General features: G+C 57.7%; 18 protein-coding genes and 2 tRNA genes. 8 read left to right on the plus strand and 12 right to left on the minus strand.

Translation table 11 applies throughout. The features are described 5' to 3' along the window. The first annotated feature begins 439 nt into the window (after positions 1–439). From L350_RS19810 to ldtA, 3 genes are all read left to right on the plus strand, one after another. Positions 440–871: a universal stress protein gene (locus L350_RS19810; protein ID WP_023300514.1), complete on the plus strand. Its 432-nt coding sequence runs from the start codon at positions 440–442 to the stop codon at positions 869–871. 47 nt (positions 872–918) lie between these two features. Next, on the plus strand, positions 919–3,612 hold the full coding sequence (locus L350_RS19805; RefSeq protein ID WP_023300513.1) for a cation-transporting P-type ATPase: 2,694 nt from the start codon (positions 919–921) through the stop codon (positions 3,610–3,612). A 62-nt stretch (positions 3,613–3,674) separates the two neighbouring features. Beyond that, a complete protein-coding gene (gene ldtA, locus L350_RS19800; RefSeq protein ID WP_032623994.1) occupies positions 3,675–4,607 on the plus strand; it encodes a L,D-transpeptidase in 933 nt (310 codons plus the stop codon). 83 nt (positions 4,608–4,690) lie between these two features. Here the strand turns inward: ldtA and L350_RS19795 are convergent. After that, positions 4,691–4,766, minus strand: a tRNA-Asn gene (locus tag L350_RS19795). A gap of 320 nt (positions 4,767–5,086) precedes the next feature. Here L350_RS19795 and nac point away from each other — a divergent pair. After that, a complete protein-coding gene (gene nac, locus L350_RS19790; protein ID WP_022648585.1) occupies positions 5,087–6,004 on the plus strand; it encodes a nitrogen assimilation transcriptional regulator NAC in 918 nt (305 codons plus the stop codon). Between the two features lie 96 nt (positions 6,005–6,100). Continuing rightward, the gene (gene cbl / locus L350_RS19785; protein WP_003859532.1) at positions 6,101–7,051 is read left to right on the plus strand and encodes an HTH-type transcriptional regulator Cbl; all 951 of its coding nucleotides are present in this window, start codon (positions 6,101–6,103) and stop codon (positions 7,049–7,051) included. 99 nt (positions 7,052–7,150) lie between these two features. Here the strand turns inward: cbl and L350_RS19780 are convergent. The 6 genes from L350_RS19780 to L350_RS19755 form a co-directional block, all read right to left on the minus strand. Continuing rightward, a tRNA-Asn gene (locus tag L350_RS19780) sits at positions 7,151–7,226 on the minus strand. A gap of 167 nt (positions 7,227–7,393) precedes the next feature. Beyond that, complete coding sequence (locus L350_RS19775) at positions 7,394–9,583, minus strand: TonB-dependent siderophore receptor (RefSeq protein ID WP_032623995.1); 2,190 nt, start codon at positions 9,581–9,583, stop codon at positions 7,394–7,396. A gap of 26 nt (positions 9,584–9,609) precedes the next feature. Continuing rightward, positions 9,610–10,935, minus strand: a complete 1,326-nt coding sequence (locus tag L350_RS19770) for a lysine N(6)-hydroxylase/L-ornithine N(5)-oxygenase family protein (protein WP_023306541.1) — start codon at positions 10,933–10,935, stop codon at positions 9,610–9,612. Continuing rightward, a complete protein-coding gene (gene iucC / locus L350_RS19765) occupies positions 10,932–12,674 on the minus strand; it encodes an IucA/IucC family protein (RefSeq protein ID WP_032623996.1) in 1,743 nt (580 codons plus the stop codon). The genes L350_RS19770 and iucC overlap by 4 nt, the downstream gene beginning before the upstream one ends. Next, positions 12,671–13,618 (minus strand): GNAT family N-acetyltransferase, encoded by a 948-nt coding sequence (locus tag L350_RS19760; RefSeq protein ID WP_032623998.1) that lies wholly within the window; start codon positions 13,616–13,618, stop codon positions 12,671–12,673. The genes iucC and L350_RS19760 overlap by 4 nt, the downstream gene beginning before the upstream one ends. Continuing rightward, positions 13,618–15,360 carry an IucA/IucC family protein gene (locus tag L350_RS19755; RefSeq protein WP_032623999.1) on the minus strand — a complete coding sequence of 581 codons (1,743 nt, stop codon included), beginning with the start codon at positions 15,358–15,360 and terminating at the stop codon, positions 13,618–13,620. The genes L350_RS19760 and L350_RS19755 overlap by 1 nt, the downstream gene beginning before the upstream one ends. Positions 15,361–15,498: 138 nt before the next feature. On the opposite strand from L350_RS19755, the gene L350_RS19750 reads away from it, so the two are divergent. Continuing rightward, the gene (locus L350_RS19750) at positions 15,499–16,707 is read left to right on the plus strand and encodes an MFS transporter (RefSeq protein ID WP_032624000.1); all 1,209 of its coding nucleotides are present in this window, start codon (positions 15,499–15,501) and stop codon (positions 16,705–16,707) included. Here L350_RS19750 and mtfA read toward each other — a convergent pair. Next, the gene (gene mtfA / locus L350_RS19745; protein WP_003859539.1) at positions 16,704–17,501 is read right to left on the minus strand and encodes a DgsA anti-repressor MtfA; all 798 of its coding nucleotides are present in this window, start codon (positions 17,499–17,501) and stop codon (positions 16,704–16,706) included. The two genes, L350_RS19750 and mtfA, sit on opposite strands and share 4 nt — an antisense overlap. A 266-nt stretch (positions 17,502–17,767) precedes the next feature. On the opposite strand from mtfA, the gene L350_RS19740 reads away from it, so the two are divergent. Next, positions 17,768–18,670, plus strand: coding sequence for an L-proline-binding transcription factor PsrA (locus L350_RS19740; protein WP_032624001.1), 903 nt, complete (start codon positions 17,768–17,770; stop codon positions 18,668–18,670). Here the strand turns inward: L350_RS19740 and L350_RS19735 are convergent. The 3 genes from L350_RS19735 to L350_RS19725 form a co-directional block, all read right to left on the minus strand. Beyond that, on the minus strand, positions 18,642–19,430 hold the full coding sequence (locus L350_RS19735; protein ID WP_032624002.1) for a substrate-binding domain-containing protein: 789 nt from the start codon (positions 19,428–19,430) through the stop codon (positions 18,642–18,644). The two genes, L350_RS19740 and L350_RS19735, sit on opposite strands and share 29 nt — an antisense overlap. Before the next feature lie 6 nt (positions 19,431–19,436). Beyond that, the gene (locus L350_RS19730) at positions 19,437–20,738 is read right to left on the minus strand and encodes an MFS transporter (protein WP_022648575.1); all 1,302 of its coding nucleotides are present in this window, start codon (positions 20,736–20,738) and stop codon (positions 19,437–19,439) included. Positions 20,739–20,998: 260 nt separating this feature from the next. Beyond that, positions 20,999–22,294 carry a serine hydrolase domain-containing protein gene (locus tag L350_RS19725; protein ID WP_032624004.1) on the minus strand — a complete coding sequence of 432 codons (1,296 nt, stop codon included), beginning with the start codon at positions 22,292–22,294 and terminating at the stop codon, positions 20,999–21,001. Between the two features lie 95 nt (positions 22,295–22,389). Here L350_RS19725 and L350_RS19720 point away from each other — a divergent pair, with 95 nt between their 5' ends. Beyond that, positions 22,390–23,295 carry a LysR family transcriptional regulator gene (locus L350_RS19720; RefSeq protein ID WP_032624005.1) on the plus strand — a complete coding sequence of 302 codons (906 nt, stop codon included), beginning with the start codon at positions 22,390–22,392 and terminating at the stop codon, positions 23,293–23,295. On the opposite strand, the gene fumA is transcribed toward L350_RS19720, so the two are convergent. Further along, the gene (fumA, locus tag L350_RS19715) at positions 23,284–24,933 is read right to left on the minus strand and encodes a class I fumarate hydratase FumA (protein ID WP_032624006.1); all 1,650 of its coding nucleotides are present in this window, start codon (positions 24,931–24,933) and stop codon (positions 23,284–23,286) included. The genes L350_RS19720 and fumA overlap by 12 nt on opposite strands. Between the last annotated feature and the right edge of the window lie 46 nt (positions 24,934–24,979).

Below are 24,979 nucleotides of genomic sequence, written 5' to 3' on the forward strand. Positions count from 1 at the left end.
TCGTCATCAATGCTGGGGTGGCACTATTCCGCCAGGGCCGAGACGACCACATAGGTAAATAAACCGATTGCTGTGCTGGCGATAATGGCAAGCGCAATAAACAAACCAAGGCGAATCAGGCTTAAACCGTACATGCATTCCTCCATGAGGTTGAAGGTGGCGCGGGATAATGAGAATGAACGTGTTGCATGTCTGACTATGAGCATAGTCGGTGAATAAATAAATGTTAAATAACCATTATTAGTGGCGTGACATACTCAGGCGAAACAAGCGATACGATAGCGTATCCCCTTTGAATAACATCCTGATATTCCTGTGCTACGTTTAATAGCATCCATTCCTTTTTTCCGTAAAAGGCATTCACGCCTGTACCCATGGGTTTGATGCGATCTCTCCTGATTCACTCACTGTTGTGTTGGTTATAAAAAGGATGCTTGATATGTATAAAACGATTCTGGTGCCGGTGGATGTATACGAAACAGCGTTGTCTGATAAAGCGCTACAGCATGCCCAATTCCTGGCGCAAAGCGCATCGGGTAATGTCCATCTGCTGTACGTTATGCCAAAGTTCTCGGCGGAACTGACCCGCGGTTTTATTGCAGACGCGAGAAAGATGGATGAATATATGATTAATAATGCTAAAGAAAAACTGGCCGCGCTGGTAAAAAAAATCAGCCTGCCGGAAGCAAATGTCCATCTACATGTTCGCAGCGGGAATATACGTGATGAGGTAATCAAACTGGCGGATGAACTTAACGTCGGCGCGATTATTGTGGGGTCGCGCAATCCAAATATTCAAACCCATTTATTAGGGTCAGAGGCGGCGAGTATCGTTCGTTATGCACATGTTCCTGTTTTCGTTATTCGTTAATGACATGAAAGCAAGGTGATTTCTGAAAAGAACCCGAGGAAGGAACGATGATAACAGAAAAGCCTCACCATCCGTATTATCAACAGACCGTTGATGAAACCCTGACAAATATCCAATCCAGCCTGGACGGACTTACCAGTGCAGAAGCCACCGCCAGACTGGAAAAATACGGTGAAAATGCCTTACCGCAAAAACCGGGTAAACCTGGCTGGCTGCGCTTTCTGGCCCATTTCAACGATGTCCTTATTTACGTCCTACTGGCGGCGGCGCTGCTGAAGCTGATAATGGGACACTGGGTGGATATGTTTGTCATTCTTGGGGTGGCCATCATCAACGCCCTGATTGGACATATTCAGGAGAGCAATGCGGAGAAATCGCTGCAAAGCATTCGTAATATGCTCTCCAGCGAGGCTGTGGTCATCCGGCAGGGCAACCATGAAACTATCCCGACGACAGCGCTGGTGCCGGGAGATATCGTGGTGATACGCGCCGGGGATCGCATTCCTGCCGACCTTCGCGTAATAGAGGCGCACAACCTGCGGGTGGAAGAAGCTATTCTTACCGGCGAATCCACGGTAGTGGAGAAAAGCAGCGATGCGCTCCACGGGGAGTTGCCGTTAGGCGACCGTTACAACCTGCTTTATTCTGGCACCACCGTCAGCTCCGGCGGGGGAAAAGGGCTGGTGGTGGCGACCGGGGGGGAGACCGAACTCGGCCATATCAACCAGATGATGTCAGACATTGAAAAACACCGTACCCCGTTGATGGTGCAAATGGACAAGCTCGGCAAGACCATTTTTATCACCATTCTGGTGATGATGCTGGCGCTGTTCGTTTTCAGTCTTATCTTCCGTGATATGCCCGTTTCAGAGTTGGTGCTGTCGCTGATTAGCCTTGCGGTGGCGGCGGTGCCGGAAGGTTTACCGGCCATTATCTCTATCATCCTCTCGCTGGGCGTGCAGGCGATGGCGCGTCGCAAGGCGATTATTCGCAAGCTGCCTACCGTGGAAACGCTGGGGGCGATGACGGTGATCTGCTCGGATAAAACCGGCACCCTGACCATGAATGAGATGACGGTAAAAGCGGTGATTACTGCGGACACCACCTACCGCGTGGAGGGAGACAGCTACGAGCCGGTGGGCAATATTCACCCTGTTGACGATCCAACACCGGTAACCGTGACCCAGGGGTCTGTGCTGGAGCGCTATCTGCGCACCGTCGATCTCTGTAATGACAGCCAGCTGATCAAAGATGAGCAGGGGCTATGGAAAATCACCGGCGGGCCCACCGAAGGCGCGCTGAAGGTGCTGGCGGCAAAAATCCCGCTTCCGGCAATTGACGCCGAATTGCGCAGTAAAATCCCATTCGATTCGCAATATAAATACATGTCCACCCTGTATCGCCTGGGCGACGAAGAGGTGATGTTAATCACCGGTGCGCCGGACGTCCTTTTCCGTCTTTGCCAGCACCAGCAGACTCAAAACGGGCTGGAGCCGTTCAACCTGCACTATTGGGAAGAGAAGATTGAAGAGTATGCGCGCGAAGGATTGCGCATGGTGGCTGCGGCCTGGAAACCGGCCGCCAGCGGGCAGCGCGAGCTGACGCATGCGGATCTGCAAGAGGGGGTCATACTGCTCGGCATTGCGGGCATGATGGATCCCCCGCGCCCGGAAGCCATTTCGGCCATTGCCGACTGCTTGCAGGCGGGCATTCGCGTGAAAATGATTACCGGGGATCATCCACAAACGGCGATGAGCATTGGTCAGATGCTGGGTATTGGCAACGCGGCGAGCGCCATTACCGGGCGCGAACTGGAGGCGATGGACGACCACCAGCTGAGCGAGGCGGCGCAAAAATACGATATCTTTGCCCGAACCAGCCCGGAAGATAAATTCCGTCTGGTGCAGGCGCTGCAAAGTAAGCAGGAAGTGGTCGGGATGACCGGGGACGGCGTGAACGATGCGCCTGCGCTGAAGCGGGCGGATGTCGGCATCGCGATGGGGATCAAAGGTACTGAAGTCACCAAAGAAGCCGCCGATATGGTGTTAACGGATGATAACTTTGCCACCATTGCCCGGGCGGTCCATGAAGGGCGTCGGGTCTACGACAACCTGAAAAAGACCATTCTGTTCGTTATCCCGAGCAACATCGCCCAGGCCCTGCTGATCATTATTGCCCTGCTGGCGGGGAACCTGATCCCGTTAACACCGGTACTGATCCTGTGGATGAACATGGCAACCTCGGCAACGCTGTCGTTTGGTCTGGCGTTTGAAGCGGGTGAGAAGGACATCATGAACCGGCCGCCGCGTAAGTCTAACCTGCACGTGATGGACGGTTACGCCATCTGGCGCGTGGTGTTTGTCGGCCTGATGATTGCCATCAGCGCCTTTGTGCTGGAGGCCTGGCTGCAACCGCGCGGTTACTCGGCGGAGTTCATCCGCACCGTGTTGCTGCAAACGCTGGTCACTGCCCAGTGGTTTTACATGCTCAACTGCCGCGTCACCGACGGCTTCTCCCTGAGTAAAGGTCTGCTGGCTAACAAGGGCATATGGATCGTGAGCGGCGTACTTCTGGCCCTTCAGCTTCTGATCGTCTATGCGCCGTTTATGCAAATGTTGTTCGGTACCGAAGCGCTGCCGTTCCGCTACTGGATCATTACCTTCCTGATCGGGTTCGCAATGTTCATGATTGTGGAAGCGGAAAAAGTCCTTACCCGGAGATGGCGCACGACGAAAGGTTAACTGAATGAGTAGGCTAAGCCTGCCCACCGGCAGGCTTTCTCTTTGACCGAGTACAGAACACTATGATTCGATTTGCCGCGTTTGTTTTTACGCTTTGTATACTGGTTCCCGCTGCATCTGCTGTAACCTACCCACTCCCACCCGAGGGGAGCCGCCTGGTGGGAGCGCCGATAACTGTCACCGTTCCTGAAGGCAATACCCTGCCGCTCGAAGCGTTTGCAGCGCAGCACGGGCAAGGGTTAAGCAATATGCTGGAAGCTAACCCGGGGGTAGATCCGTTTTTACCACGTGCCGGTACAGCGCTGGTGGTGCCGCAGCAGCTTATTCTGCCGCCAACGGTGCGTGAAGGGATTGTGGTGAACGTCGCGGAAATGCGTCTTTACTATTATCCACCCGGCAGCAACACGGTTGAGGTGCTGCCTATTGGCATCGGTCAGGCCGGGCGCGAAACGCCGCGTAACTGGGTAACCGCCGTTGAACGCAAGCAGGAAGGCCCAACCTGGTCACCCACACCAAACACGCGACGCGCTTACGCGAAAGAGGGGAAAACGTTGCCCGCGTTCGTGCCCGCCGGGCCGGATAACCCGATGGGGCTGTATGCCCTTTATATCGGCAGGCTGTACGCGATCCACGGTACCAACTCAAATTTCGGCATTGGTCTGCGCGTCAGCCAGGGCTGCATTCGCCTGCGTAATAACGATATCGAATACCTGTTCGATAACGTTTCGGTGGGGACGCGGGTACAGCTTATCGATCAGCCCGTAAAAGTGACCACCGAGCCGGATGGTAGCCGCTGGGTAGAGGTTCACGAGCCGCTTTCACGCAATCGCGCGGAATTTGAATCAACCCGAAAAGTGCCGCTGCCCATTTCGGCCGCGCAAAGGACGCAGCTGATAAGTGAAGGGGCGGGCGCTGAGCTGGAACGGCGGTCGGGGATGCCGGTGAGGCTTGCAATGCCCGGTGGCGTTGCGCTTTCCGGGCCTACAGGACCGTAGGTCGAATAAGCAGAGCGCCACCCGACAAACTTACCAAACGCAGAAAAGCAAAAAGCCTGCTTTAAAAGCAGGCTTTTCAAATTTGGCTCCTCTGACTGGACTCGAACCAGTGACATACGGATTAACAGTCCGCCGTTCTACCGACTGAACTACAGAGGAATCGTGTGAACGGGGCGCATATTATCGACCTGCGTACGCCTTGTCAAAGGATGGATCGCCGACTTTAGACTGTTTGCTGACAAAAACAGCAAACTGACGTTTTTGCCAACGGAATGCACCATTATTGTGCAGATATACCCCGAATGGGGCAGATCGGAATCCGTTGTCACTGTCTGAAAACAGGCACCAGCGATTGGCTTTCCTTATTTTCAGCCGCTTAGCAAAGATATTTATTCGCTGCCAAAACCTGGCATCCATATTGCAAAACCTGTTTAACAACACAGCCGTTACCGGCACGCTATTTTCGAACAGGGGGCAACATGAACTTAAGACGACTGAAATACTTCGTAAAAATCGTCGATATCGGCAGCCTGACCCAGGCGGCTGAAGTGCTGCATATCGCGCAGCCTGCGCTGAGCCAGCAGGTCGCGACTCTGGAAGGCGAAATGGACCAGCAACTGTTGATCCGCACCAAGCGCGGCGTAACGCCTACCGAAGCGGGAAAAATTTTATATACCCATGCCCGTACGATCCTGCGTCAGTGCGAACAGGCGCAACTGGCCGTGCACAACGTAGGTCAGACCCTGAGCGGGAATGTCTCCATCGGCCTGGCGCCGGGAACGGCCGCATCGTCGGTAACCATGCCGCTGCTTCAGGCGGTGCGCGCGGAGCTACCGGAAGTGCTGGTTTATCTGCATGAGAACAGTGGTTCCGTGCTCAATGACAAACTGCTCAACGGTCAGCTGGATATGGCGGTGCTGTACGATCGCTCACCGGTTGCCGGGATCACCAGCCAGCCGCTGCTTAAGGAAGATCTTTATCTGGTCGGGACCCGTGATTGCCCCGGCCAGAGCATTGATTTAACCGCCGTGGCAGAGATGAACCTGTTCCTGCCGCGCGACTACAGCGCCGTGCGCGTTCGCGTTGACGAAGCGTTCTCGCTGCGCCGTCTGACGGCGAAGATTATCGGGGAGATTGATTCCATCTCCACGCTGACTGCCGCCATTGCCAGCGGCATGGGGGTAACGGTACTGCCCGAGTCTGCCGCACGTTCACTGTGCAGCGCGGCGAATGGCTGGATGGCCCGCATCACCACGCCATCCATGAGCTTACCGCTGTCGTTGAATATGTCCGCGCGCGGCTCCCTGTCACCGCAGGCGCAGGCGGTGAAAGAGATCCTGATGTCTCTGGTCAGTAAGCCGTCGCTGGAAAATCGCGAGCTGCAACTGGTCAGCTGATATTCCAAATAAGCATAAGATGCTGGTTTTTATTATTTGTTCTCCAGCCCGGCTGACTCTAACAATAGCCTTATGTCAGATGCGCCGGAGTGAATCGTGAATTTCCAGCAACTTAAAATTATTCGTGAGGCGGCCAGGCGGGATTACAACCTGACCGAGGTCGCTAACATGCTTTACACCTCTCAGTCGGGTGTCAGCCGACATATCCGCGAGCTTGAGGAGGAGTTAGGCATTGAGATTTTTATCCGTCGCGGCAAGCGCCTGCTGGGCATGACGGAGCCAGGCAAGGCATTGCTGACCATCGCTGAGCGCATTCTCAACGAGGCCAGCAACGTTCGTCGGCTGGCAGATCTCTTTACCAACGACGCGTCAGGTGTGCTGACAATCGCCACCACCCATACGCAGGCGCGCTACAGTCTTCCGACCGTTATCAAAGCATTTCGTGAGATCTTCCCGGACGTACGTCTGGAACTGATCCAGGGCACGCCGCAGGAAATCGAAGTGCTGCTGCATAACGGTGGGGCAGATATTGGTATCGCCAGTGAACGGCTGAGCAACGACCCGCTGCTGGTGGCGTTCCCGTGGTTCCGCTGGCATCACAGCCTGCTGTTACCCGCCGATCACCCGCTGAATCAGGTTTCGCCCTTGACGCTGGAAGAGATCGTCAAATGGCCGCTGATTACCTACCGGCAGGGCATTACCGGACGCTCGCGCATTGATGAAGCGTTCAAGCGTAAAGGTCTCACACCGGACGTGGTGCTGAGCGCGCAGGATTCCGATGTGATCAAAACCTACGTCGAGTTAGGGCTGGGGATTGGCCTGGTGGCCGAGCAGTCTGGCGGAGAATATGAGGCCGGAAATCTGGTGCGTCTGGATACGCGTCACCTGTTCGACGCGAATACCGTCTGGCTGGGGCTAAAGCGCGGGCAGCTTCAGCGCAACTACGTGTGGCGTTTTATTGAGCTATGCAACGCGGGGCTGTCGGTGGATGAGATCAAACGCCAGGTGATGGAGCCGGAAGAGGTGGCGATTGATTATCAGATTTAGTCGCTAATCAGTAGGCCGGGTAAGGCGCAGCCGCCACCCGGCAAATTTACCGAACCCACAAAAGCAAAAAGCCTGCTTTAAAAGCAGGCTTTTCAAATTTGGCTCCTCTGACTGGACTCGAACCAGTGACATACGGATTAACAGTCCGCCGTTCTACCGACTGAACTACAGAGGAATCGTGTGAACGAGGCGCATATTATCGACCTGCGTGCGCCTTGTCAAAGGGGAAAACACCGTTTTTGTTCGTTTGCCGACAATTTCAGCAAACCGATGATTTAATAGCAAATTTGCTTTCAAATTGCACAGCAAATCGCGCCGCCCGCAGACAGGCGGCGCGCAGGATCAGAACAGAACGGAGTAGTTCAGACCAAACGTACGGCCACGGCCTTTATAAGTATAAAGACCCGGTGCACCGTAGGTTGGACTATACAGCCCCGGTGCGCGCTGGCCCCAGGCGGTGGTGTAGTCTGTGTCCAGCAGGTTCTCCACGCTGAAGCTGACTTTGCCCACCGGCAGGGCGTAGCTACCCAGGAAATCAACGGTGTTATAGCCATCGATCTTCTTACCGTCGGCGTCAGACACGTCGAAGGTTTGTGTGCTCTGCACGCGCAGGGCCCAGTCGCCCGGCGCCCAGTTCACCCATGCGCTGGCTTTCGACGGGCTGGCGCTGTCGACCGTCAGCTTCTCCCATTTCCCGTTTTCACGCGTTTCGGACTTGATGGCGTTAAAGTTCGCCCCGGTGCTCCAGTCGCTGTCGGTGAAGAAATAATCCACCTGGCCTTCAATCCCGTAGATACGACGTTTGTCGTCTTCCAGGTTGATGGTCATGTCGCTCTTGTTGATGGTGATGGTTTTATCCGAGAGCGAGTAGTAGGCCGCCACCTGGGTACGCAGGTTATCGCCGGTGAAGCGCCAGCCCAGCTCGTAAGCATTGACCTTAATACCGTCCAGCGTTGAGTCGTTCACGTTCACGCTGTTTTGCAGGCGATAGTGACCATCGACCAGCTGATAGGTGCCGGAGCCGTAGTACTTCGCCAGGTACGGAATTTCGAAGCCCTGGGAGAAGTTAAACCACAGCTGTTGCTGTTCGGTCAGACGTCCAAGGATCCCGGCGTTAAACAGGAAGTTGTTGTAGTCGGTTTTCCCGCCCGGCACCGCGTCAGCGGAGGTGGCTTTGCCCGTGGCGATTGCCTGCTGCTGGGCGTAACCGACAAAATCGTCCACCTTGTTTTCGGTGTACTGGTAGCGCACGCCGCCGCTCAGGGTGATAGCGTCAATGTCATAGCTGGCTTGCAGGAACGGCGCGAGGTTGGTAATGCTGTATCCCGGGTAACGGCCCACGTTGTAGGCGTTGTCCAGCTCCATGCCGCCGCTCGCCGCTGCTTTGCTTAAGTCGAAGAACTGCTGGTTGGCGTCGAACGTTTCGTGATCGGCATCCACACCCCAGGTGAGGGTCAGGTCGTCCATCGGCTTGCTGTTCAGCGTCAGCTTGCCGCCGTAAAAATCGGTTTTCTGCTGGGACGCGCCAATGCTGGTCACCGCGCCTTTGCTCAGCGTCGGGAACGGGTAGTAGGTCAGGCTCTCATCACGGTAGTAAATCTGCGCAACCAGATCTTGCCCCCAGAAGTCGGTGTTCGAGTACTGCAGGTTGATCAGGTGACGCTCTGTGCCCGGGATACGGTCAGAGTCCAGGTTATCTTTGTTATAGGCTTTGGCATCGCCCGTGACCGCAGCGAAATTCTCTCCGAGGAACAGCCCGTGTTTGCCGTCGGATTCGCTCTTGTAGTACTGGGTGGTTAACTGGAGCTGCTGATGATCGTCGATGTTGATGGTGCCCGTTCCCATCACGTCGATACGGTCGGAATACTGCAAGCCGGTCTGGGTGTTATCGATAATCACCTCGTCGCCGTTGCCGTCATACCAGCCGCCGTAGCGCTGATAGGAGACCGACAGACGTCCAGAGGCGTTGTCGTTGCCGCCGCTCACGGCTGCTGAGACGTTCTCATCATGGTCGTTATGGCTGTTAAACCCGCTTTTTGCCCCGGTCTGGAACTCCACTTCGGTCTCCGGCTGGCCTTTTTTGGTGACGATGTTCACCAGACCGCCGGTACTGCCGCCGCCGTACAGCGAGGTGGCGCCGGAAATGACTTCGATACGGTCAATGTTGAACGGATCGATAGAGTCGAGCTGGCGGCTGTCGCTGCGGGACGAGTTCAGGCGCACGCCGTCCACCATCACCATCATGGAGCGACCGCGCAGGTTCATGCCGTAGTTGGTACGTCCCTGGCTGCTGACGTCCATGCCGGGGATCAGCTGGGCCAGCACCTCTTTAATCTCTTTCCCGCCCTGAACCTGCTGCTCAATTTCCGCCCGCTCTATAACCCAGGTGGTTTGCGCCATCTCTGCCACGCTGCGATGTGCCCGGCTGGCAGAAACCACAATATCTTCTTCCTTTTGTTCTTCCGCCCACGCAGAGGTAGAAAGCATGGCAAGCAAGCACGGATTTAAAACCCAAAGATGAGAACGTTTCATTGTTATGTTGATCCTGAATGTGTGTGTCAGTACTCGGTGGTCTTCATTAATGATTTAAAAACCTGGCTGCTCTCCGGGCTGGTGGTGCTCCGCCAGTGGATCACGCCGGGGGTGGTTGCCAGTTCAAACGGCTCGTCATCGTGAGCGCGATTCAGAATTCGCGCCGCGCGCCAGGCCATCAGGCTGAGCTGGGGTTCGGCAATACCGAGACGGTGCATCCCGGCATTGACGGCAAACAGGCGGTTGCTCTGCGGGCCGTCCCATTCAAGGGTAAAATCGTTGTTGATGCAGAAGGCTTCATCCTCATCCAGACGCAGTCGGGAAGAGAGCGGAGCGAGGAAAGCAGGCTGCACGGCGCGGTAGCCGGTGGCGAAAATCACCACGTCGCTCTCCAGCTGTTCGCGACCGCCATCCAGGTGATGCTGGATGCTCAGGCGCTGCCCGTTCTCCTGGCGCGTCAGCGCCGTCACCGAGCGGGACGGCATCAGGTGCGCCCAGGGTTTTTCGCGCAGCACTTCGAAGCGGTGATACATAGCACGATAGATGGCCAGCAGCGACTCCGTGGTGATCCCGTCGGAGGTCATCTTCTGCTCCTGCAACATCTGGCGACGGGCGTCGTCACCGAGGGTGGAGAAGCTGTCCACATACTCCGGCGTGAAATACTCGTTAGCAAACGCGGCTTCATCCAGCGCGTTGTAGTTGTTGCGACGCGAGATCCAGTTGAGGCTCAGCGGCTGGCCCCATTCCCCACGGAAGATATTCAAAAACAGATCCGCACCGCTCTGGCCGCCGCCGACGACGGTGACGCGCTTGCCTGCTAAATCCGGCGTGCGCAGCATCATTTCGCTGGCGTGGAAGCAGGTGTCGTCCTGCGCGGTGACGCAGTCTGGCAGATTGATCTGCTTCCCAATCCCCACGCAGACGTGGCGCGCCAGGAAGCGATCCCGCTGGGTCACGACCTCAAACAGACCGTTTTGCTCATCAAAGCTGACCTGCTGCACCTGCTGGCTGAAGGCCAGATTAGTCAGGTTATCCGCCGCCCAGCACAGGTAGTCGGCAAACTCCTCGCGCGAGACAGTGCGCTGCTCGGTAGTGAGGAAACGGTAGAACTTTTTGCGCTGTACCAGGTAGTTCAGGAAGCTGTGGCGGTTGGTTGGCTCCACGGCGCTGACCAGATCCTTCAGGAAGCTGGTCTGCATGTGGCAGTCCGGTACCATCATTCCCGGGTGCCAGGAGAAGTGCGGCTTGCGTTCAAGAAACAGCGAGCTAAAACCGTCCAGCCCCTCTGCCAGCGCGGCAATACTGAGGTTGAACGGACCGATACCAATGCCGATGAAATCATAGGTTTTCATTGCGCTGACTCCTGGGAGACCAGAAAAAGAGGGTTATCAAGATCGCAGACGTAGTTCGGCAGCATGCGGCTGCCGCCATCGTGTTCAGAGAAGGTCAGTTTGACCGGGTTGAGGATCACGCGAATAATCTGCGGCTTAAACAGGTCGAACTTCGCGAAGCGTGCCGCAAGATCCGGATGGGCGGCCATATAGCGACGTAACACCTGCGCCAGGATCTGATAGAAGCGGGTTTCGCTCACGCCGGTTTGCAGGGTGAGACGGGAAATAAAGCGCAGCACCGTGACAAAGTTGCCGGTTTGCAGGTCGTGGATGATGTAATCCGCACTGAGGCGTGCGGTGACGGCTTTTACCTGCTCCGGCAGGCTCTGCGCCTGCGGGAAATCCTCGTCCACCAGGCGCATGTCGCCCTGGAAATCCTTCAGCAGAATGCGCTGTGGGACGTAATCTTTCATCACCAGCGTGACGTTCTGGCCGTGGGCGATGAGCGCCACCCCGTAGCGGCAGAGCAGGTGATAGAAGGGAATCACCGTCGCCTCAAACAGCTTTTCCAGCCATGCGTCTGCGGTTAACCCCGAGCGTTTGATCCATGCGTCAATCAGCGGGCGCTCGTCGTTATCGGTTTCCATCAGCGCGGCCATCAGCACCGCCTGTTCGCCATCCTGTAAATAGCAGGATGGGTTCTCGCGCCAGATCACCCCCAGCATCTCCTGATAGCGGTACGGCGCCTCAGGCAATGCGGCATAACCCGGATGCGACAGATATCCGGCTGCGGGTTCGCCAAGCACCTGCGCCCCGGAGTGAATCAGCGTGGCATCGCTGGCGAACTGCTGCTGTAGCCAGCGCGAGGCCAGCGGACCGGCGGCAATATACTTGCCCGGAATACCGCGGTAGCAGGAAGTGTTGTAGATGGTCAGCGGCAGCTTGATGTCATACGGCGCGCGACGGCTGGCGTTGGTCAGCGTGCGCAGGGACTGCTGCGCCAGATACTCATCGCCGAACTCTCCCAGCTCCACCATCTCACCGCGCGCGAGCTGTGCCAGGAAATGAATGGCAATTTTTTGCTGCCACTGCCACGGATGCAGCGGCACCGGCAGCCAGCTGTCGTCCAGATCCAGTTCCTGCCAGCGGGCGTCGAATCGGTTGCGCTCGGCATCGTCCATGGCGCTGGCGAGCAAGGTGTTGATATCGCAATCGGCGTCACTGCTCCAGACCAGACGATCGCGTTGCACGGCGACCCAGTGCAGACGAAAACGCCCGCGATATTCCGGCGCGTAAAGGCGCAGGGCATCCAGCCCCCAGCCGCGGCGTCCCTTGTTAAAAATAAACTTCGGGTGACCGCGCATAAGGCACTGTAATTCGTCCGGGTCGAGGTGGATCAGCGCATCGGCATCCAGCGTGTCACGCGCCTGCAACAGCTGCATGTCGCCCCGCAGCGTGGCGTAGAGATCTTCCATGTGCTCCGCCGTTTGCGCGTCGCTCATCTCCAGCACGGTGGCCAGTTGCAGCAGCGCGTTTTCCGCTTCGACCGCCGCGCCACTGGCGGTGGTCAGGGTATCAGGGTCAATATGCAGCCAGCCCCAGATCCCACGCGTGGCGCTAAACTGCCAGGTCGCGTTGCCCATACTGATGCGCCAGTAGTCCGCCGAAACCGGCTCGGCGCGCAGGGTGCGTTCATATTCCAGTTCAGCGAGGATCTTCGCCACCATCTCGCGGTTCACTTTCTGCCAGAGCGCGTTCACAGTTCCACCTCATGGAAGAAGCGGTGACGCTCGCTCATGATGAGACGGGAACGTTTGTGCGGGAAGTCGAACTCTTTCAACGTGTCAAAACCGGCGGATGCCAGATGGCGGAACAGACGCTGGTTGTCGAAGCGCGGTTCCGCCACAATGCGCGCCGTACGCGGTTCATCGAGATACAGATAGTGGCTGAGGCCGCGTAGCCAGCTGCGGATATACTGCGCCCCGCGCCAGTTCTCTTCACCCACCAGCATATGTAGCCCGCGGTCAAACGGCTGCCAGCGATAGTGGCGGCCAATGCGGTCTTCCGCCGCCCAGTAGAGTTCAAAATAGCCGAATGGCTGATCGTCAAAGCAGCCGATCACCGGGTAACAATAGGTCGAGTCGAGCTGACGGCGCAGGTAGTTTTCCTGCTCGGCCTGCGGGCCCGCCATCTCCCAGAAGGCGTTCACGCGTGGGGTGTTCATCCAGCGGGTAAAACGCTCGCCGTCCAGCGCCACGTCCGCTACGCGGAAGCTCAGGGTGCGCTTAATCTGCGGATCGTAACGGCGATACACTTCGCCCTGCGGACGATGAGGGCGCAGCGGGAAGTACAGCTGACGGCTTTCATCAAACTGCATTCCGCCGCTCACCTGCGGACGTTCGCCTTTCAGCCACAGCGGCAGCTGCCAGAATATTTCGCGCGCCAGATAATCCCCGTTTGCGAGGCTAAACAGCGCCTGCGCCTGAGGTTCATCCTGCCAGGCGGCCCACGGCAGGGTAATGCCGGTCAGGGCGGGGGAGGCTACAAACAGCTGGTCGAGGGCGTCCACCAGCCAGCCGTCCGGGAGCCCGGCCAGACGCGCAAGGACCGCGCTGCCGTCAAGACCCAGCGTCAGCGGCAGGTTTTGTTCCGTGGCCGTACAGCGAAAGCCGTAGCCGGAATGGACGATATTCGCGTTTGCCATCACGCCTTCTCCTTATAAAACGGGTTGCTAAAGTCGAAATAGATCACCGCCGGATCGACGATGGTGTTTTCGTTGCGATCGTGCAGGTAGCAGAAGAAGTTGCCTTTGCAGTTCCAGGTCGGGCTGTCGAGCACATAATCAAGGCAGCGGGTCTGCTTCGCCGTCGTGCGCAGTTTGGCCAGCGCGTCACGCACGCGGGGCATCAGGTTCTCTTCGCTGTCGAAGCCGGCAGCGGCGAGCGCGGCGGTGACGGCAAGGGTAGAGTTCAGCAGCAGGTAATAAGGGAAGTAGCGCAGCAGCTGGCTATCACCGAAGCGGTTTTCCACCTCGGTTTCGCCTGCCTCTTTCAGCCACGCGTCGGCCCCTTCGGTCCAGGCGCTGCCCTGACAATCGCGGTAGATCAGCCCAACGGGGAAATCCTGCTGCATCTCAACGAGGATATTTTGCTGGTGGGCCAGCAGGACCAGACCGTAGTCCGCCTCGGCGCTGAACAGCGGAAGCAATACGCGGTCGCAGTAGGCGTCCAGCCAGCAGCGCGCGGCCTGGGCGAGCGGGAGATCCAGACGCTGGCTCAGACGGCGCACCGCTGCCGCCAGCAGGCTGTCGCCGCCGTCCGGTGCCGCCTGGGTCAGGCTCACCAGCACGTTGGTTTGGGTATCTGGCGTATCAAACAGCAGGTTGACGCGCAGGGCCATCAGGCTCTCTTCCTGAATGACGCCGCTTTCATCGCGCAGCCCGGCCCAGCCGTCTTCCTGCATCACGCGCATGGTCGGGTAGCGCGCCTGGAGTTCCTGCCAGCGTGCCGTTTTCGCCAGCCGCGCCAGGCGCATGCCGCGCTTAACTTCTTTGACCGACAGCGTGCGCACGGAGTTGGTCAGCCGCACGCTGAGGGAAAACTTAATCATGTCGCTATTGGTTTCGCTGTACAGCGAGCGGGAAGAGCTGGTAGGCAGCCACTGTGCGCCCGCCTCGCCAAGATCCCGCAGGGCGCCTTTTTCAACCAGACGCTGGCACCACGGCTGCTCCAGCAAATAGGCAGCCTGCCACGGATGCATCGGCAGTAGCCAGCGGGTGTCGGTGAAGTGGCCGAGAAGATCCGGCGCACTCTGGGCCGCGAAGCGCAGCAGACGTTCACGCAGGGAGACGTTCAGACTGTCCCCGGCAATCAGTTCATGCTCAACCGCAAACCAGCGCAGCGGGAAGCGCGAGGCGAAATCCGGCAGATAGCGGCGCGCCTCGGCCTCGTTAAACGGCTCGTGCGATTTTGGGGCAGGATGAAAAGCATGGCCGACCAGCAGCGCCTGTTCCGCTTCGGCAAAGGTCAGCGGCTTATCGCGCAGGTTTGCCCAGTTGTGGCGTAAATCAATGGCCTGCCAGGTGTGCGTATGACTCTCCAGGACGCGCTGCTTAAAGCGCGCCAGCGTATCGGCGTCCAGAGCGCCTTTTACTGTCTCTTTTTCAAGTATGAAATCAATCAGTTGATGGAATGTGACCGTGTCACCGCCGTCGCTGTCGGCCTGAATCAGCGTGGCCGGGAAACAATACTGGTGATGCTGCGTGGGGGAGAAATAGCGTACCGGAACCCGGATGGCCTGGGTTGGGGAGAGCGGGATATGTATCTGCGATAACTCATCCGCACGGGTTGCGGGAAGATAGTGCCAGTCCTTCGTTTCGCGCAGCAGCGCGTTCAAAAAACACTGGGCCGCAACATCTGTACCGGCGGAGCGGGGCAGAGCACGCATAGATGTACCTCATTCCATGACTGATAATAATTCTCGTTATGATATTCATTCTGTTTACAGCCGCAACTATTTTTGCAATATTTGTTTTCATAAACTTCATAATTTCCACACATTTATTGACATTATCTTCACAATTCTATGCGCGCCTGTACTGAGAACATCACTGACAATATGGCCCCGAAGGCAAACTGGCCCCTTGCACTGGGCGCCGGTTTATTGGGTATCGGACAAAACGGTTTGCTGGTCATGCTGCCGCAGCTGGTCTCCCTGACCGGACTGTCGCTCTCCGTCTGGGCCGGGCTGCTGATGTTCGGCTCGATGCTCTTTTTACCCGCATCGCCCTGGTGGGGACGCCAGAGCGAGCGGCACGGCTGTAAGGTCGTGATGCTGGCCTCGTTAGGCGGCTATCTGGCGAGCTTCGTCGTGATGGCGCTGGTGGTCTGGGCGATGGCCAACGGCGCGCTGAATGCCCTCTGGGGAATGGCGGGCCTGGTTCTGTCGCGCATGCTGTACGGCCTGACGGTATCGGGGCTGGTGCCTGCGGCCCAGACGTGGGCCATTCAACGCGCGGGGCTGGATAAAAGAATGGCGGCGCTGGCAACGATAAGCTCTGGCCTTAGCTGCGGGCGTCTGCTGGGACCGCCTCTGGCCGCGCTGATGCTCAGCGTCAGCCCGGTCGCACCGCTCTGGCTGATGGCGCTGGCGCCGTTTATCGCGCTGCTTCTGGTGCTGCGCGAAGCCGCCGATCCCCCGCTGCCGCCGGTGGCGCACCAGTCGACGCGGTTACAGGCCTCTATGATGCCTTTCCTGCTGCTGGCGCTGCTGCTGGCGGCGTTGGTCAGCCTGATGCAGCTTGGTTTATCGCCGCATCTTCATCCGTTATTTAATGGCGATGCCGTGCAAATCAGCCATCATGTCGCCCTGCTGCTGAGCCTGGCCGCGCTGGCGACCCTGGCGGCGCAGTTTCTGGTGGTACGCCCGCAGCATTTTAGCCCGAGGGTTTTACTCTTAATTGCCGCGGTCTTGATGGTGGCGGGGCTTGGGCTGATGTGTCTCGCCAGTTTAGCCCTGTTCTACGTGGGCATTGTCATCACCTCGCTGGGTGCCGCCATGGCCACGCCGGGATACCAGCTTTTGCTCAACGATCGGCTGACGACGGGCAAAGGGGCAGGGGTGATCGCCACCAGCCATACGCTGGGGTACGGGGCCAGTGCGCTGCTGGTACCCGTGGTGACGCGCTTTTACGGTGAGCAGTTTTTGATTACTGCCGCATGGGGAATGGCGCTGCTGTTTCTTGCGGTGAGCGTATGGGTACGATCGACCGATCGTACCCCTGCTGAACATTAGTGGAACGGATGAGAGGAGGTGCTGGCTGCGTCCTCACTTTGCCGCAGACGCTGGAGCGGATCCTGCTGGTAAAACTGGCAGAAACGCTGCCACAGCGCCGGGAAGCGTGGGGCGAAAAGCTCAGGTGCGCTAAAGAAATACTCGGACAGCACCGCGAAGCACTCGGCGGGATCGGTCGCGGCATAGGCATCAATGCTGGCCGCGCTTTCACCCACCAGGTCTATCTCATCCTGAATGTTTTCCATCGCCGCGTGCAGGTCGTGCTCCCATCCCGCGACTTCACGCAGCGGGATCAGCGGCACGCCGCTGGCGCGATCGCCGTTGCGGGTATCCAGCTTATGCGCTACTTCGTGAATGATCAGGTTGAAGCCCGAGGCATCGAACGAGTCCTGAATATCCAGCCAGTTGAGGATGATCGGCCCTTGCTGCCAGCTCTGCCCGGACTGCACCATACGCTGGTTGTGCACCAGCCCGATGTCATCCTCCCACTCATCATCGACGATAAACGGCGCCGGGTAGATCAGCACTTCATGGAAGCCATCCAGCCATTCGATACCCAGCTCCAGTACCGGTAAGCAGAAGAGCAGGGCGATGCGCGAATTTTTAAGCGGATCCAGTTCGAAGCCCTGTAGCGGCACCAGCCGTTTTTGCTGTAAAAAACGCTCGGCCAGCTGAATCAGCTTTGATTGCTCTTCAGGCAAGAGATTCGCCAGCACGGGGATCGCCAGAGCCTCATCCCAGGGCAGCGCCATATTTCGACCAGCGTCGTTCGTTTTCCAGGGCCACTTAATCATCGCTTTGCTCGTTACTCGCACGTGAACAAAATGGAAAGGTCAGGGGCTGTTAGCATGCCAACATACTCTGTTAAGCAGTATGACACTCCTCTTCGGCGGCATGCAGACTGGCAGCCTGTTTAAGAGGAATCCAGCCCGCATAAACTATCACTATGTGCCGTAAGGTTGATAGCGCTTTAGGGGTATCCCCTTCATTTTGTGAAGTATGTCGTACGCGGCTATGATAAATCTCTTCTTACCCTACCGTGCTTAAGGATCCCGTCAGTATGCCCGTCAATTTTGACCTCAACGATCTCTACGCCTTCCGCGCTTTACTGGAATACGGCAATTTCCGTCTTGCGGCGGAGTCTATTTGCCTTTCCCAGTCGGCGTTGAGTCGCAGAATTGAAAAGCTGGAGGCGGCACTGGGGACAAAACTGTTCGACAGAACTACCCGGCGCGTCACGCTGACCCTGTATGGACAGACCTTTGCCGACCGGTGCGGGCAACTGCTTGTCGACGTGGAGTCCATGCTTTCGGATATCGATAAGGCCAGCGAGGAGCGCACGGGATTAATCACCGTGGCGACGGTGCCGTCAGCCGCCTGTTACTTTATGCCGGATGTGATCCGCCGCTTTCAGTCCCGTTACCCCCGCGTGCGCATTAAACTTATCGACAGCAGCGCCGGAAATGTTATCGAGGCCGTCACCCGCGGACAGGCGGATTTTGGTATCTGCTTTGCCCGGAGTTTACAGCCCGACATCGAGTTTGTCCCGCTGGTGGAGGACGTCTACGTGGCCGCCTGCCGACGAGACAGCCCGCTTGCAAAAAGAAAAAGCCTGACGTGGCAGGCTTTTTATCAGCAGGATTATATCGGTCTGGATAAGACCTCCGGCAACCGCAATCTTCTCGACCAGCGGGTCGGACATATTCGGCCTGAGCGCCCCAGCATCTGCGAAACGCGGCACGTGACGACTATGCTCGGGATGGTTGAAGCCGGGATCGGCATTGCGGCCGTTCCCGCCATGTCAATGCCCAGCGCAGAGCATTCGCTGCTGACGTCGGTGCCTTTAACAGAGCCAGAGGTCAGGCGAACCGTGGGGTTGATTCGCCGCCGCGGGCGGATCCAGTCCTACATTGCTGCCGAACTCGAAACGCTGATCACCGAGCAGTATCGCGAGGTGCACTGACGGGCGTTAAGCCCGTTGCCGTAATGACGCTGGCCGCCTGTGGCGAGGAGAGAAAGGCCAGCAGCGCTTTTCCCTGTTCGGGATGGTCGGCCTTCTGCGTTACGGCTCCGGCGAAACGGGTAATGTACTGCATGTCGTCAGGCAACTTACCCACAAACGTCACGCCCGGGACCGGCAGAAGCTCGCTCACCTGCTGAAAGCCGAGATCGTATTTCCCTTTTGCCACTTCAGACGCCACCGGGATGCGCTCAACCCGGTGCGCTTTATTTTGGACCTGGCCGTCGATGCCCAGCTTACGGAACAACTGGCTCTCAACATACCGGCCGCTGGCGCTGTCGGAATAAGCCATGGAATGCGCCTTCAGCAGCGTTTGCCGCAGGGCGGGTACCGTACTGATATCCGGCACCGGCGCGCCCGCTTTGACGACCATCCCGACGGGCGAATCCGCCAGCTCCACGCGGGAGCCCGCCGCCGTCCTGCGATCCTGTTCCAGTTTCGCCAGCGCATCTCCAACCATAATCACCACGTCCGCTTTTTCGCCCCGGGCGAGCCGGGCCGGAATGGCCTGCGGTGTCTTGCCCATCGACGGGCCGGAGACCACAATGAGCCTGTCGCCGCTTTGCGCTTCGTACTGCGGCGTCAGCTTCTCCAGCGCCGCTTTGAAGCCGCCAGAAATCATCACCGTCACCTCCTGCGCAAGCGCGCCCGCGCTGAGGGTGGTGAAGGTCAGGGCGGCAATCACCGTTCTGAATGTAAGCATGAGGGATCACTCCTTAACGGTGGTTTGCAGAATTAACGTGCGACGACGATAGAGATAAAGCGTTGCCAGCAGGGCGCAAACGGCGGCAAAGCTCATCCAGTACCCCGGTGAGGCTTTGTCGCCGGTGTACTCAATTAAGGCGGTAGAAATCACCGGCGTAAAACCGCCAAAGACCGCCGTTGCCAGGCTATAAGCCAGCGAGAAGCCCGCCACGCGCACCTCTGCTGGCATGATCTCCGTCAGGGCCGGGATCATCGCGCCGTTATACAGGCCGTAGAGGAAAGAGAGCCACAGCAGCACGGTCAGCATCATGGAGAAACTCGGGGCTGCCGCCAGCATCGTCAGTGCCGGATAGCTGGTCGCCAGCGCCAGCAGCGTCATGGCGATCAGCACCGGTTTGCGTCCGAAGCGGTCCGACAGCGCACCGCCAATCGGTAGCCAAATGAAGTTAGAAATGGCTACCAGCAGCGTGACCAAAAGACTGTCCGAGGCGCTGAGCATCAGGACTTTTTTACCGAAGGTCGGTGCGTAAACGGTGATCAGGTAAAACGCGGTGGTGGTCATCGCCACCATCAGCATGCCCGCGATGACTACTGGCCAGTTGGCGAGCAGCGTTGTGAAGACCTGACGCATCGCCAGATGGTGGCGACGGGCGCTGAATTCCTCGGTCTCCTCCAGCTTGCGGCGCAGGAAAAAGATGAACGGCACAATCAGACAGCCAAACAGGAACGGAATACGCCACCCCCATTCGCGAATGGCACTCTCTTCCAGCACCATATTCAGCGCAAAGCCCATCGCCGCCGCGATCATAATGGCGACCTGCTGGCTACCCGACTGCCAGCTGGTGTAGAAACCCTTGCGGCCCGGCGTGGCGATCTCCGCCAGATAAACCGAAACCCCGCCCAGCTCGGCGCCTGCCGAAAAGCCCTGCAACAGGCGGCCGGTCAGCACCAGCAGCGGCGCCCACAGGCCAATGCTCTGATAAGAAGGGATCAGCACAATCAGAAAGGTTCCGGCGGCCATAATCGACAGGGTGACGATCAGTCCTTTACGGCGACCCACTTTATCAATGTAAGCCCCCAGCACAATGGCCCCGATCGGACGCATCAGAAAGCCCGCGCCAAAGACGGCGAAGGTCATCATCAGCGACGCAAATTCACTGCTTGCCGGGAAGAACGTGTGGGCGATGTAGGTGGCATAAAAGCCGAACAGAAAGAAGTCGAATTGCTCAAGAAAGTTGCCCGACGTGACGCGGAAAATCGCGCCCGCTTTCGAACGAACCGTTGCAGGTGAGGTTGAGGAAACCATGATTATCTCCAGTTTTATAGTGACGATATGCTCGTCTGTTTCTGAAAACTGGATCAGGAAGTGGAAATTGATAAGCGCAAATCGCGCATGGACTGATGCGTGTGGTGCATTAATGACAAAGCGTTGACCATTATTTACATATTCAACAATAACTTAACATTTCATTAATCTGTTATTTACCACATTTCGCTAAGTTGCTGATATATCAGTTTTGTGACACCGCGCAGGTGAGAAGCCAGGCGGGGCCTGGCTTGGGATTATCAGCGCAGCGCGTTCGCAATCGCGCTAAACATCAGCGACGCTTCCAGCGGCTGGGCGCTGAATGACGGCTCTGCCTGCGGCCAGGTGGACCACTGGACGATAACCAGATTTTCTTTCTGATTAACCACGATCATCTGACCAAAAATACCCAGCGCCCACAGGGAATCCTTCAGCGAATTTTCGACTTTCGGCTCCACGTTTGTGGCGGTGGCCGGCACTTCGTTGTTCCACCACTGGTAGCCGTACAACCCCTTCGGATGCGCCTCGGACACCGATCCTTTGGCCTGTGTCCAGGCTGAGGACTGTTTCACCCAGCCCTCGGGGAGGATCTGCTTTCCGTCCGGCAGTGTACCGTTATGCAGGATAAACTCCCCGAAACGCCCCCAGTCTTCCAGCGTGGCGTTAAATCCATGCGCACCCACGTCGTGCTGGCCTTTGCTGTAGGCATGCCACACGCCGTCGCTCGCCATGCCGTACGGCTGCCAGATGCTTTTCTCCAGATACGCCGCGAGCGTCATGCCGGTGGCGCGCTCAAGCACATCGCCTAACAGCCAGGCGCCACCCGAGGAATAGGACCAGTTTTCACCCGCCGGGTGTTCACGGTGTAATCCTTTCACCAGGGTGCGCACGCAGTCGTAGGTGCCCGGTTTCGCTTCGCATTCGGTAAGCCGGGCGAAGTCTGACTGCGGGTTAGTGTAATCTTCGTTCCACGCCACGCCCGAGGTGTGGGTGATGAGCTGTTTTAGCGTTACGCCCTCCCAGGCGGTGCCTTTTAAATCCGGTTCGTACTGGGTGATGAGGTCGTCCAGGGAGTGGATTTTACCCTCTTTTATCGCAACGCCCACCAGCGCGGAAACCACAGATTTGCCCACGGAACGCGACGTCCAGAGCGTTGTGTTGGTATTGCCTTCTCCCAGGTATTTATAGGCCACTTTGCCATTTTTCAGCACCAGCATGCCGCTGACGTTCTGGCGCTTCAGGTAATCCTGAAGATTGTAAATCTTACCCTTCACCTGATAGCGGGCATCGGTGAGCGGTTTTTCTGCGGGCAGCAGCGGCGTTGCGTTGCCGTGGCGGAACACATCGCCCGCGTAGTTGCGGTAGTCATTGCGAAAGCCCACCACGCGATCGGCCTGGCTCCAGGTGAGCATGGTATGTGCGTCCGGGAGTCTGGCATCGAAAGGCGCCGGACAGGTCGTAAGGTCGGTACCGTTGCAGGCCGCCATGACGGCGGGCGAGAGCAGGCTGCTGACAACCAGCGCCGCGAGCAGCGTGCGGTTTGTTTTGATTTTCATATTTATCTCGTTTGGCTCAGGAAGGACTTCAGTTTAAGAACCTGCGGCCTATAATAAAAAACGCGTTATGGGGGAAAATCCCCCGGAAAAAACGTATGGAGAATGACGTGGCATCACTGATCTATTCCTTTGCCCAACTTGAGGCGTTCACCGCCGTCGCTGAGCACGGCAGCCTGATGAAGGCGGCCAGTAAACTCGGCAAAGATCGTACAACCCTGCGGGATCTGATCGATTTTCTTGAGGATGGGCTGGGCTACGCTCTGTTCCTGCGGGAGGGGCGCAGCCTGCGCCTGACGCCGGAGGGGGAGCAGCTTCAGCGGCAGGCGCACCTGCTGATGCGGCAGGTCAAAGCATTTGAGGCGTTTGCCCGATCGGTGCCGGACAGCGCCACGCAGGACATTGCACTCGTTTACGATCCGTTCACCCCCAGAGCTTTTTTACAGGCGCTGATTGCCACACTGGCGGCGAAAAAGATCCGCCTGAGCCTGACCAGCGCATCGCGCGATGAGGCGGAAGCCATGCTGGCGAACGGTCAGGCCGATCTGGGGATCTGCCAGGCGCGCAACCGCAGCGTGGGCAATGAGATGGAGTGGCGGGCGCTGGGGGCGATCGAAATGGATTTTTACGCCGCAACGACGCTTTTTGCGGAGGTTGCGTCGCCGGTGTCGCTGCTCGATCTCTCTCTGGTTCCGCAGGTGATTATGCATGCCGCGTCAGACGAGCCGGTTGCCCGTCGCCTGCAAATTTCAGGGCACACGCTTTTCACTAACGAACTGGAGATGCTGCGCGGCCTGCTGGAGAAAGGGTGCGGCTGGGGGTTTTTGCCGACGCATCTTCAGGCGGCGCGATGGCAAAACGTAAAAAGGCTGCACACCGAAGTGGGCAGCCAGGGGATCGGTCAAACGATGGTGACGATCTGGAAACCGGGCAGCGACAAGCGCCGGTTAATTAATGAAACGCTGTCGCTGCTGCCATCATTGTGGAAAGACTCAGCGCTGTGAACAGCCTTTGCACTGCTTGTTCTGGATCTGCTGGAAGAAGTCGTTGCCTTTGTCATCCACCAGGATAAACGCCGGGAAGTTCTCCACTTCAATTTTCCAGATCGCTTCCATTCCCAGTTCCGGATACGCCACGCACTCCAGACTCTTGATGCTGTTTTGCGCCAGCACCGCCGCCGGGCCGCCAATGCTGCCGAGGTAGAAGCCGCCGTGCTTATGGCAGGCGTCCGTCACCTGCTGGCTGCGGTTACCTTTCGCCAGCATGATCATGCTCGCACCGTGGGATTGCAATAAGTCCACGTAGGAGTCCATACGTCCCGCAGTGGTCGGGCCGAGTGAGCCAGACGCGTAACCTTCTGGCGTTTTGGCCGGGCCTGCATAGTAAATCGGGTGATCTTTGACGTACTGCGGCAGTTCTTCCCCGTTGTCGAGCAGCTCTTTCAGCTTCGCATGGGCGATGTCGCGCGCCACAATAATGGTGCCATTCAGCGACAGGCGGGTGGAGACCGGGTGCGCGGAAAGCTGCGCCAGGATATCGGGCATCGGCTTGTTCAGATCAATGCTTACTACATCGCCTTCCCCCTGCTGGCGCAGGGATTCAGGAATATACTGGCCCGGATTGTGCTCCAGCTTCTCAATCCAGATCCCCTCGCGGTTAATCTTCGCCTTGATGTTGCGGTCGGCGGAGCACGAAACACCCATGCCGATCGGGCAGGAGGCACCGTGGCGCGGCAGACGGATCACGCGAATATCGTGGGCGAAGTATTTCCCGCCAAACTGCGCGCCAAGGCCGAGGTTTTGCGCTTCCTGAAGCAGTTCCTGCTCGAGCTGGACGTCGCGGAACGCCTGGCCGTGCGCGTTGCCTTCGGTTGGCAGGCTATCGTAGTAGCGCGCAGAGGCGAGCTTGACGGTTTTCAGCGTGGCTTCCGCTGAGGTGCCGCCGATAACGAAGGCGATATGGTAAGGCGGGCAGGCCGCGGTGCCGAGGGTCCGCATCTTCTCAACCAGATAATTTTTCAGCTTCGCCGGGGTGATCAACGCTTTGGTTTCCTGATACAGATAGGTTTTGTTGGCGGAACCGCCGCCTTTCGCCATGCAGAGGAATTTGTACTCGTCACCATCCACGCTGTAGAGGTCGATCTGCGCGGGCAGGTTGGTGCCAGTATTCACCTCTTTATACATATCCAGCGCCGCATTCTGCGAGTAGCGCAGGTTGTCTTCAATATAGGTGTTATACACGCCCTGGCTCAGCGCTGCTTCGTCACCGCCGCCGGTCCAGACGCGTTGGCCTTTCTTACCCATAATGATTGCCGTGCCGGTATCCTGACAGGTGGGCAGCACGCCTTTCGCCGCAATCTCGGAGTTGCGCAGGAATTGCAGGGCGACGTACTTATCGTTCTCGCTGGCTTCCGGGTCGCTCAGAATAGCCGCAACCTGCTTCTGGTGAGAGGTGCGCAGCATAAACGCCGCGTCGTGGAAGGCCTGCTGGGCCAGCAGGGTCAACGCCTCTGGTTCGACTTTCAGCACTTCCTGACCGTCGAACTCGGCAACGGAAACGTGCTCTTTGGTCAGCAGATAATATTCGGTGTCGTCATGCGCGAGTGGGAAGGGGTTCTGGTAGATAAAGGGTTTGTTTGACATAGCTTGCTCCACAAAAATTTAACCGCCGGAGGAAATGTCCGGCGGT

It is taken from the genome of Enterobacter sp. MGH 4 (assembly GCF_000534735.1).
GTDB lineage: Bacteria > Pseudomonadota > Gammaproteobacteria > Enterobacterales > Enterobacteriaceae > Enterobacter > Enterobacter intestinihominis.

What these genes read in the sequence shown, in the direction of transcription:
- L350_RS19810 (WP_023300514.1), top strand. Translation starts at nt 440, where the DNA reads ATGTATAAAACGATTCTGGTGCCGGTGGATGTATACGAAACAGCGTTG.
- L350_RS19805 (WP_023300513.1), top strand. Translation starts at nt 919, where the DNA reads ATGATAACAGAAAAGCCTCACCATCCGTATTATCAACAGACCGTTGAT.
- ldtA (WP_032623994.1), top strand. Translation starts at nt 3,675, where the DNA reads ATGATTCGATTTGCCGCGTTTGTTTTTACGCTTTGTATACTGGTTCCC.
- nac (WP_022648585.1), top strand. Translation starts at nt 5,087, where the DNA reads ATGAACTTAAGACGACTGAAATACTTCGTAAAAATCGTCGATATCGGC.
- L350_RS19775 (WP_032623995.1), bottom strand. Translation starts at nt 9,583, where the DNA reads ATGAAACGTTCTCATCTTTGGGTTTTAAATCCGTGCTTGCTTGCCATG.
- L350_RS19770 (WP_023306541.1), bottom strand. Translation starts at nt 10,935, where the DNA reads ATGAAAACCTATGATTTCATCGGCATTGGTATCGGTCCGTTCAACCTC.
- L350_RS19760 (WP_032623998.1), bottom strand. Translation starts at nt 13,618, where the DNA reads ATGGCAAACGCGAATATCGTCCATTCCGGCTACGGCTTTCGCTGTACG.
- L350_RS19755 (WP_032623999.1), bottom strand. Translation starts at nt 15,360, where the DNA reads ATGCGTGCTCTGCCCCGCTCCGCCGGTACAGATGTTGCGGCCCAGTGT.
- L350_RS19750 (WP_032624000.1), top strand. Translation starts at nt 15,499, where the DNA reads ATGCGCGCCTGTACTGAGAACATCACTGACAATATGGCCCCGAAGGCA.
- mtfA (WP_003859539.1), bottom strand. Translation starts at nt 17,501, where the DNA reads ATGATTAAGTGGCCCTGGAAAACGAACGACGCTGGTCGAAATATGGCG.
- L350_RS19740 (WP_032624001.1), top strand. Translation starts at nt 17,768, where the DNA reads ATGCCCGTCAATTTTGACCTCAACGATCTCTACGCCTTCCGCGCTTTA.
- L350_RS19735 (WP_032624002.1), bottom strand. Translation starts at nt 19,430, where the DNA reads ATGCTTACATTCAGAACGGTGATTGCCGCCCTGACCTTCACCACCCTC.
- L350_RS19730 (WP_022648575.1), bottom strand. Translation starts at nt 20,738, where the DNA reads ATGGTTTCCTCAACCTCACCTGCAACGGTTCGTTCGAAAGCGGGCGCG.
- L350_RS19725 (WP_032624004.1), bottom strand. Translation starts at nt 22,294, where the DNA reads ATGAAAATCAAAACAAACCGCACGCTGCTCGCGGCGCTGGTTGTCAGC.
- L350_RS19720 (WP_032624005.1), top strand. Translation starts at nt 22,390, where the DNA reads ATGGAGAATGACGTGGCATCACTGATCTATTCCTTTGCCCAACTTGAG.
- fumA (WP_032624006.1), bottom strand. Translation starts at nt 24,933, where the DNA reads ATGTCAAACAAACCCTTTATCTACCAGAACCCCTTCCCACTCGCGCAT.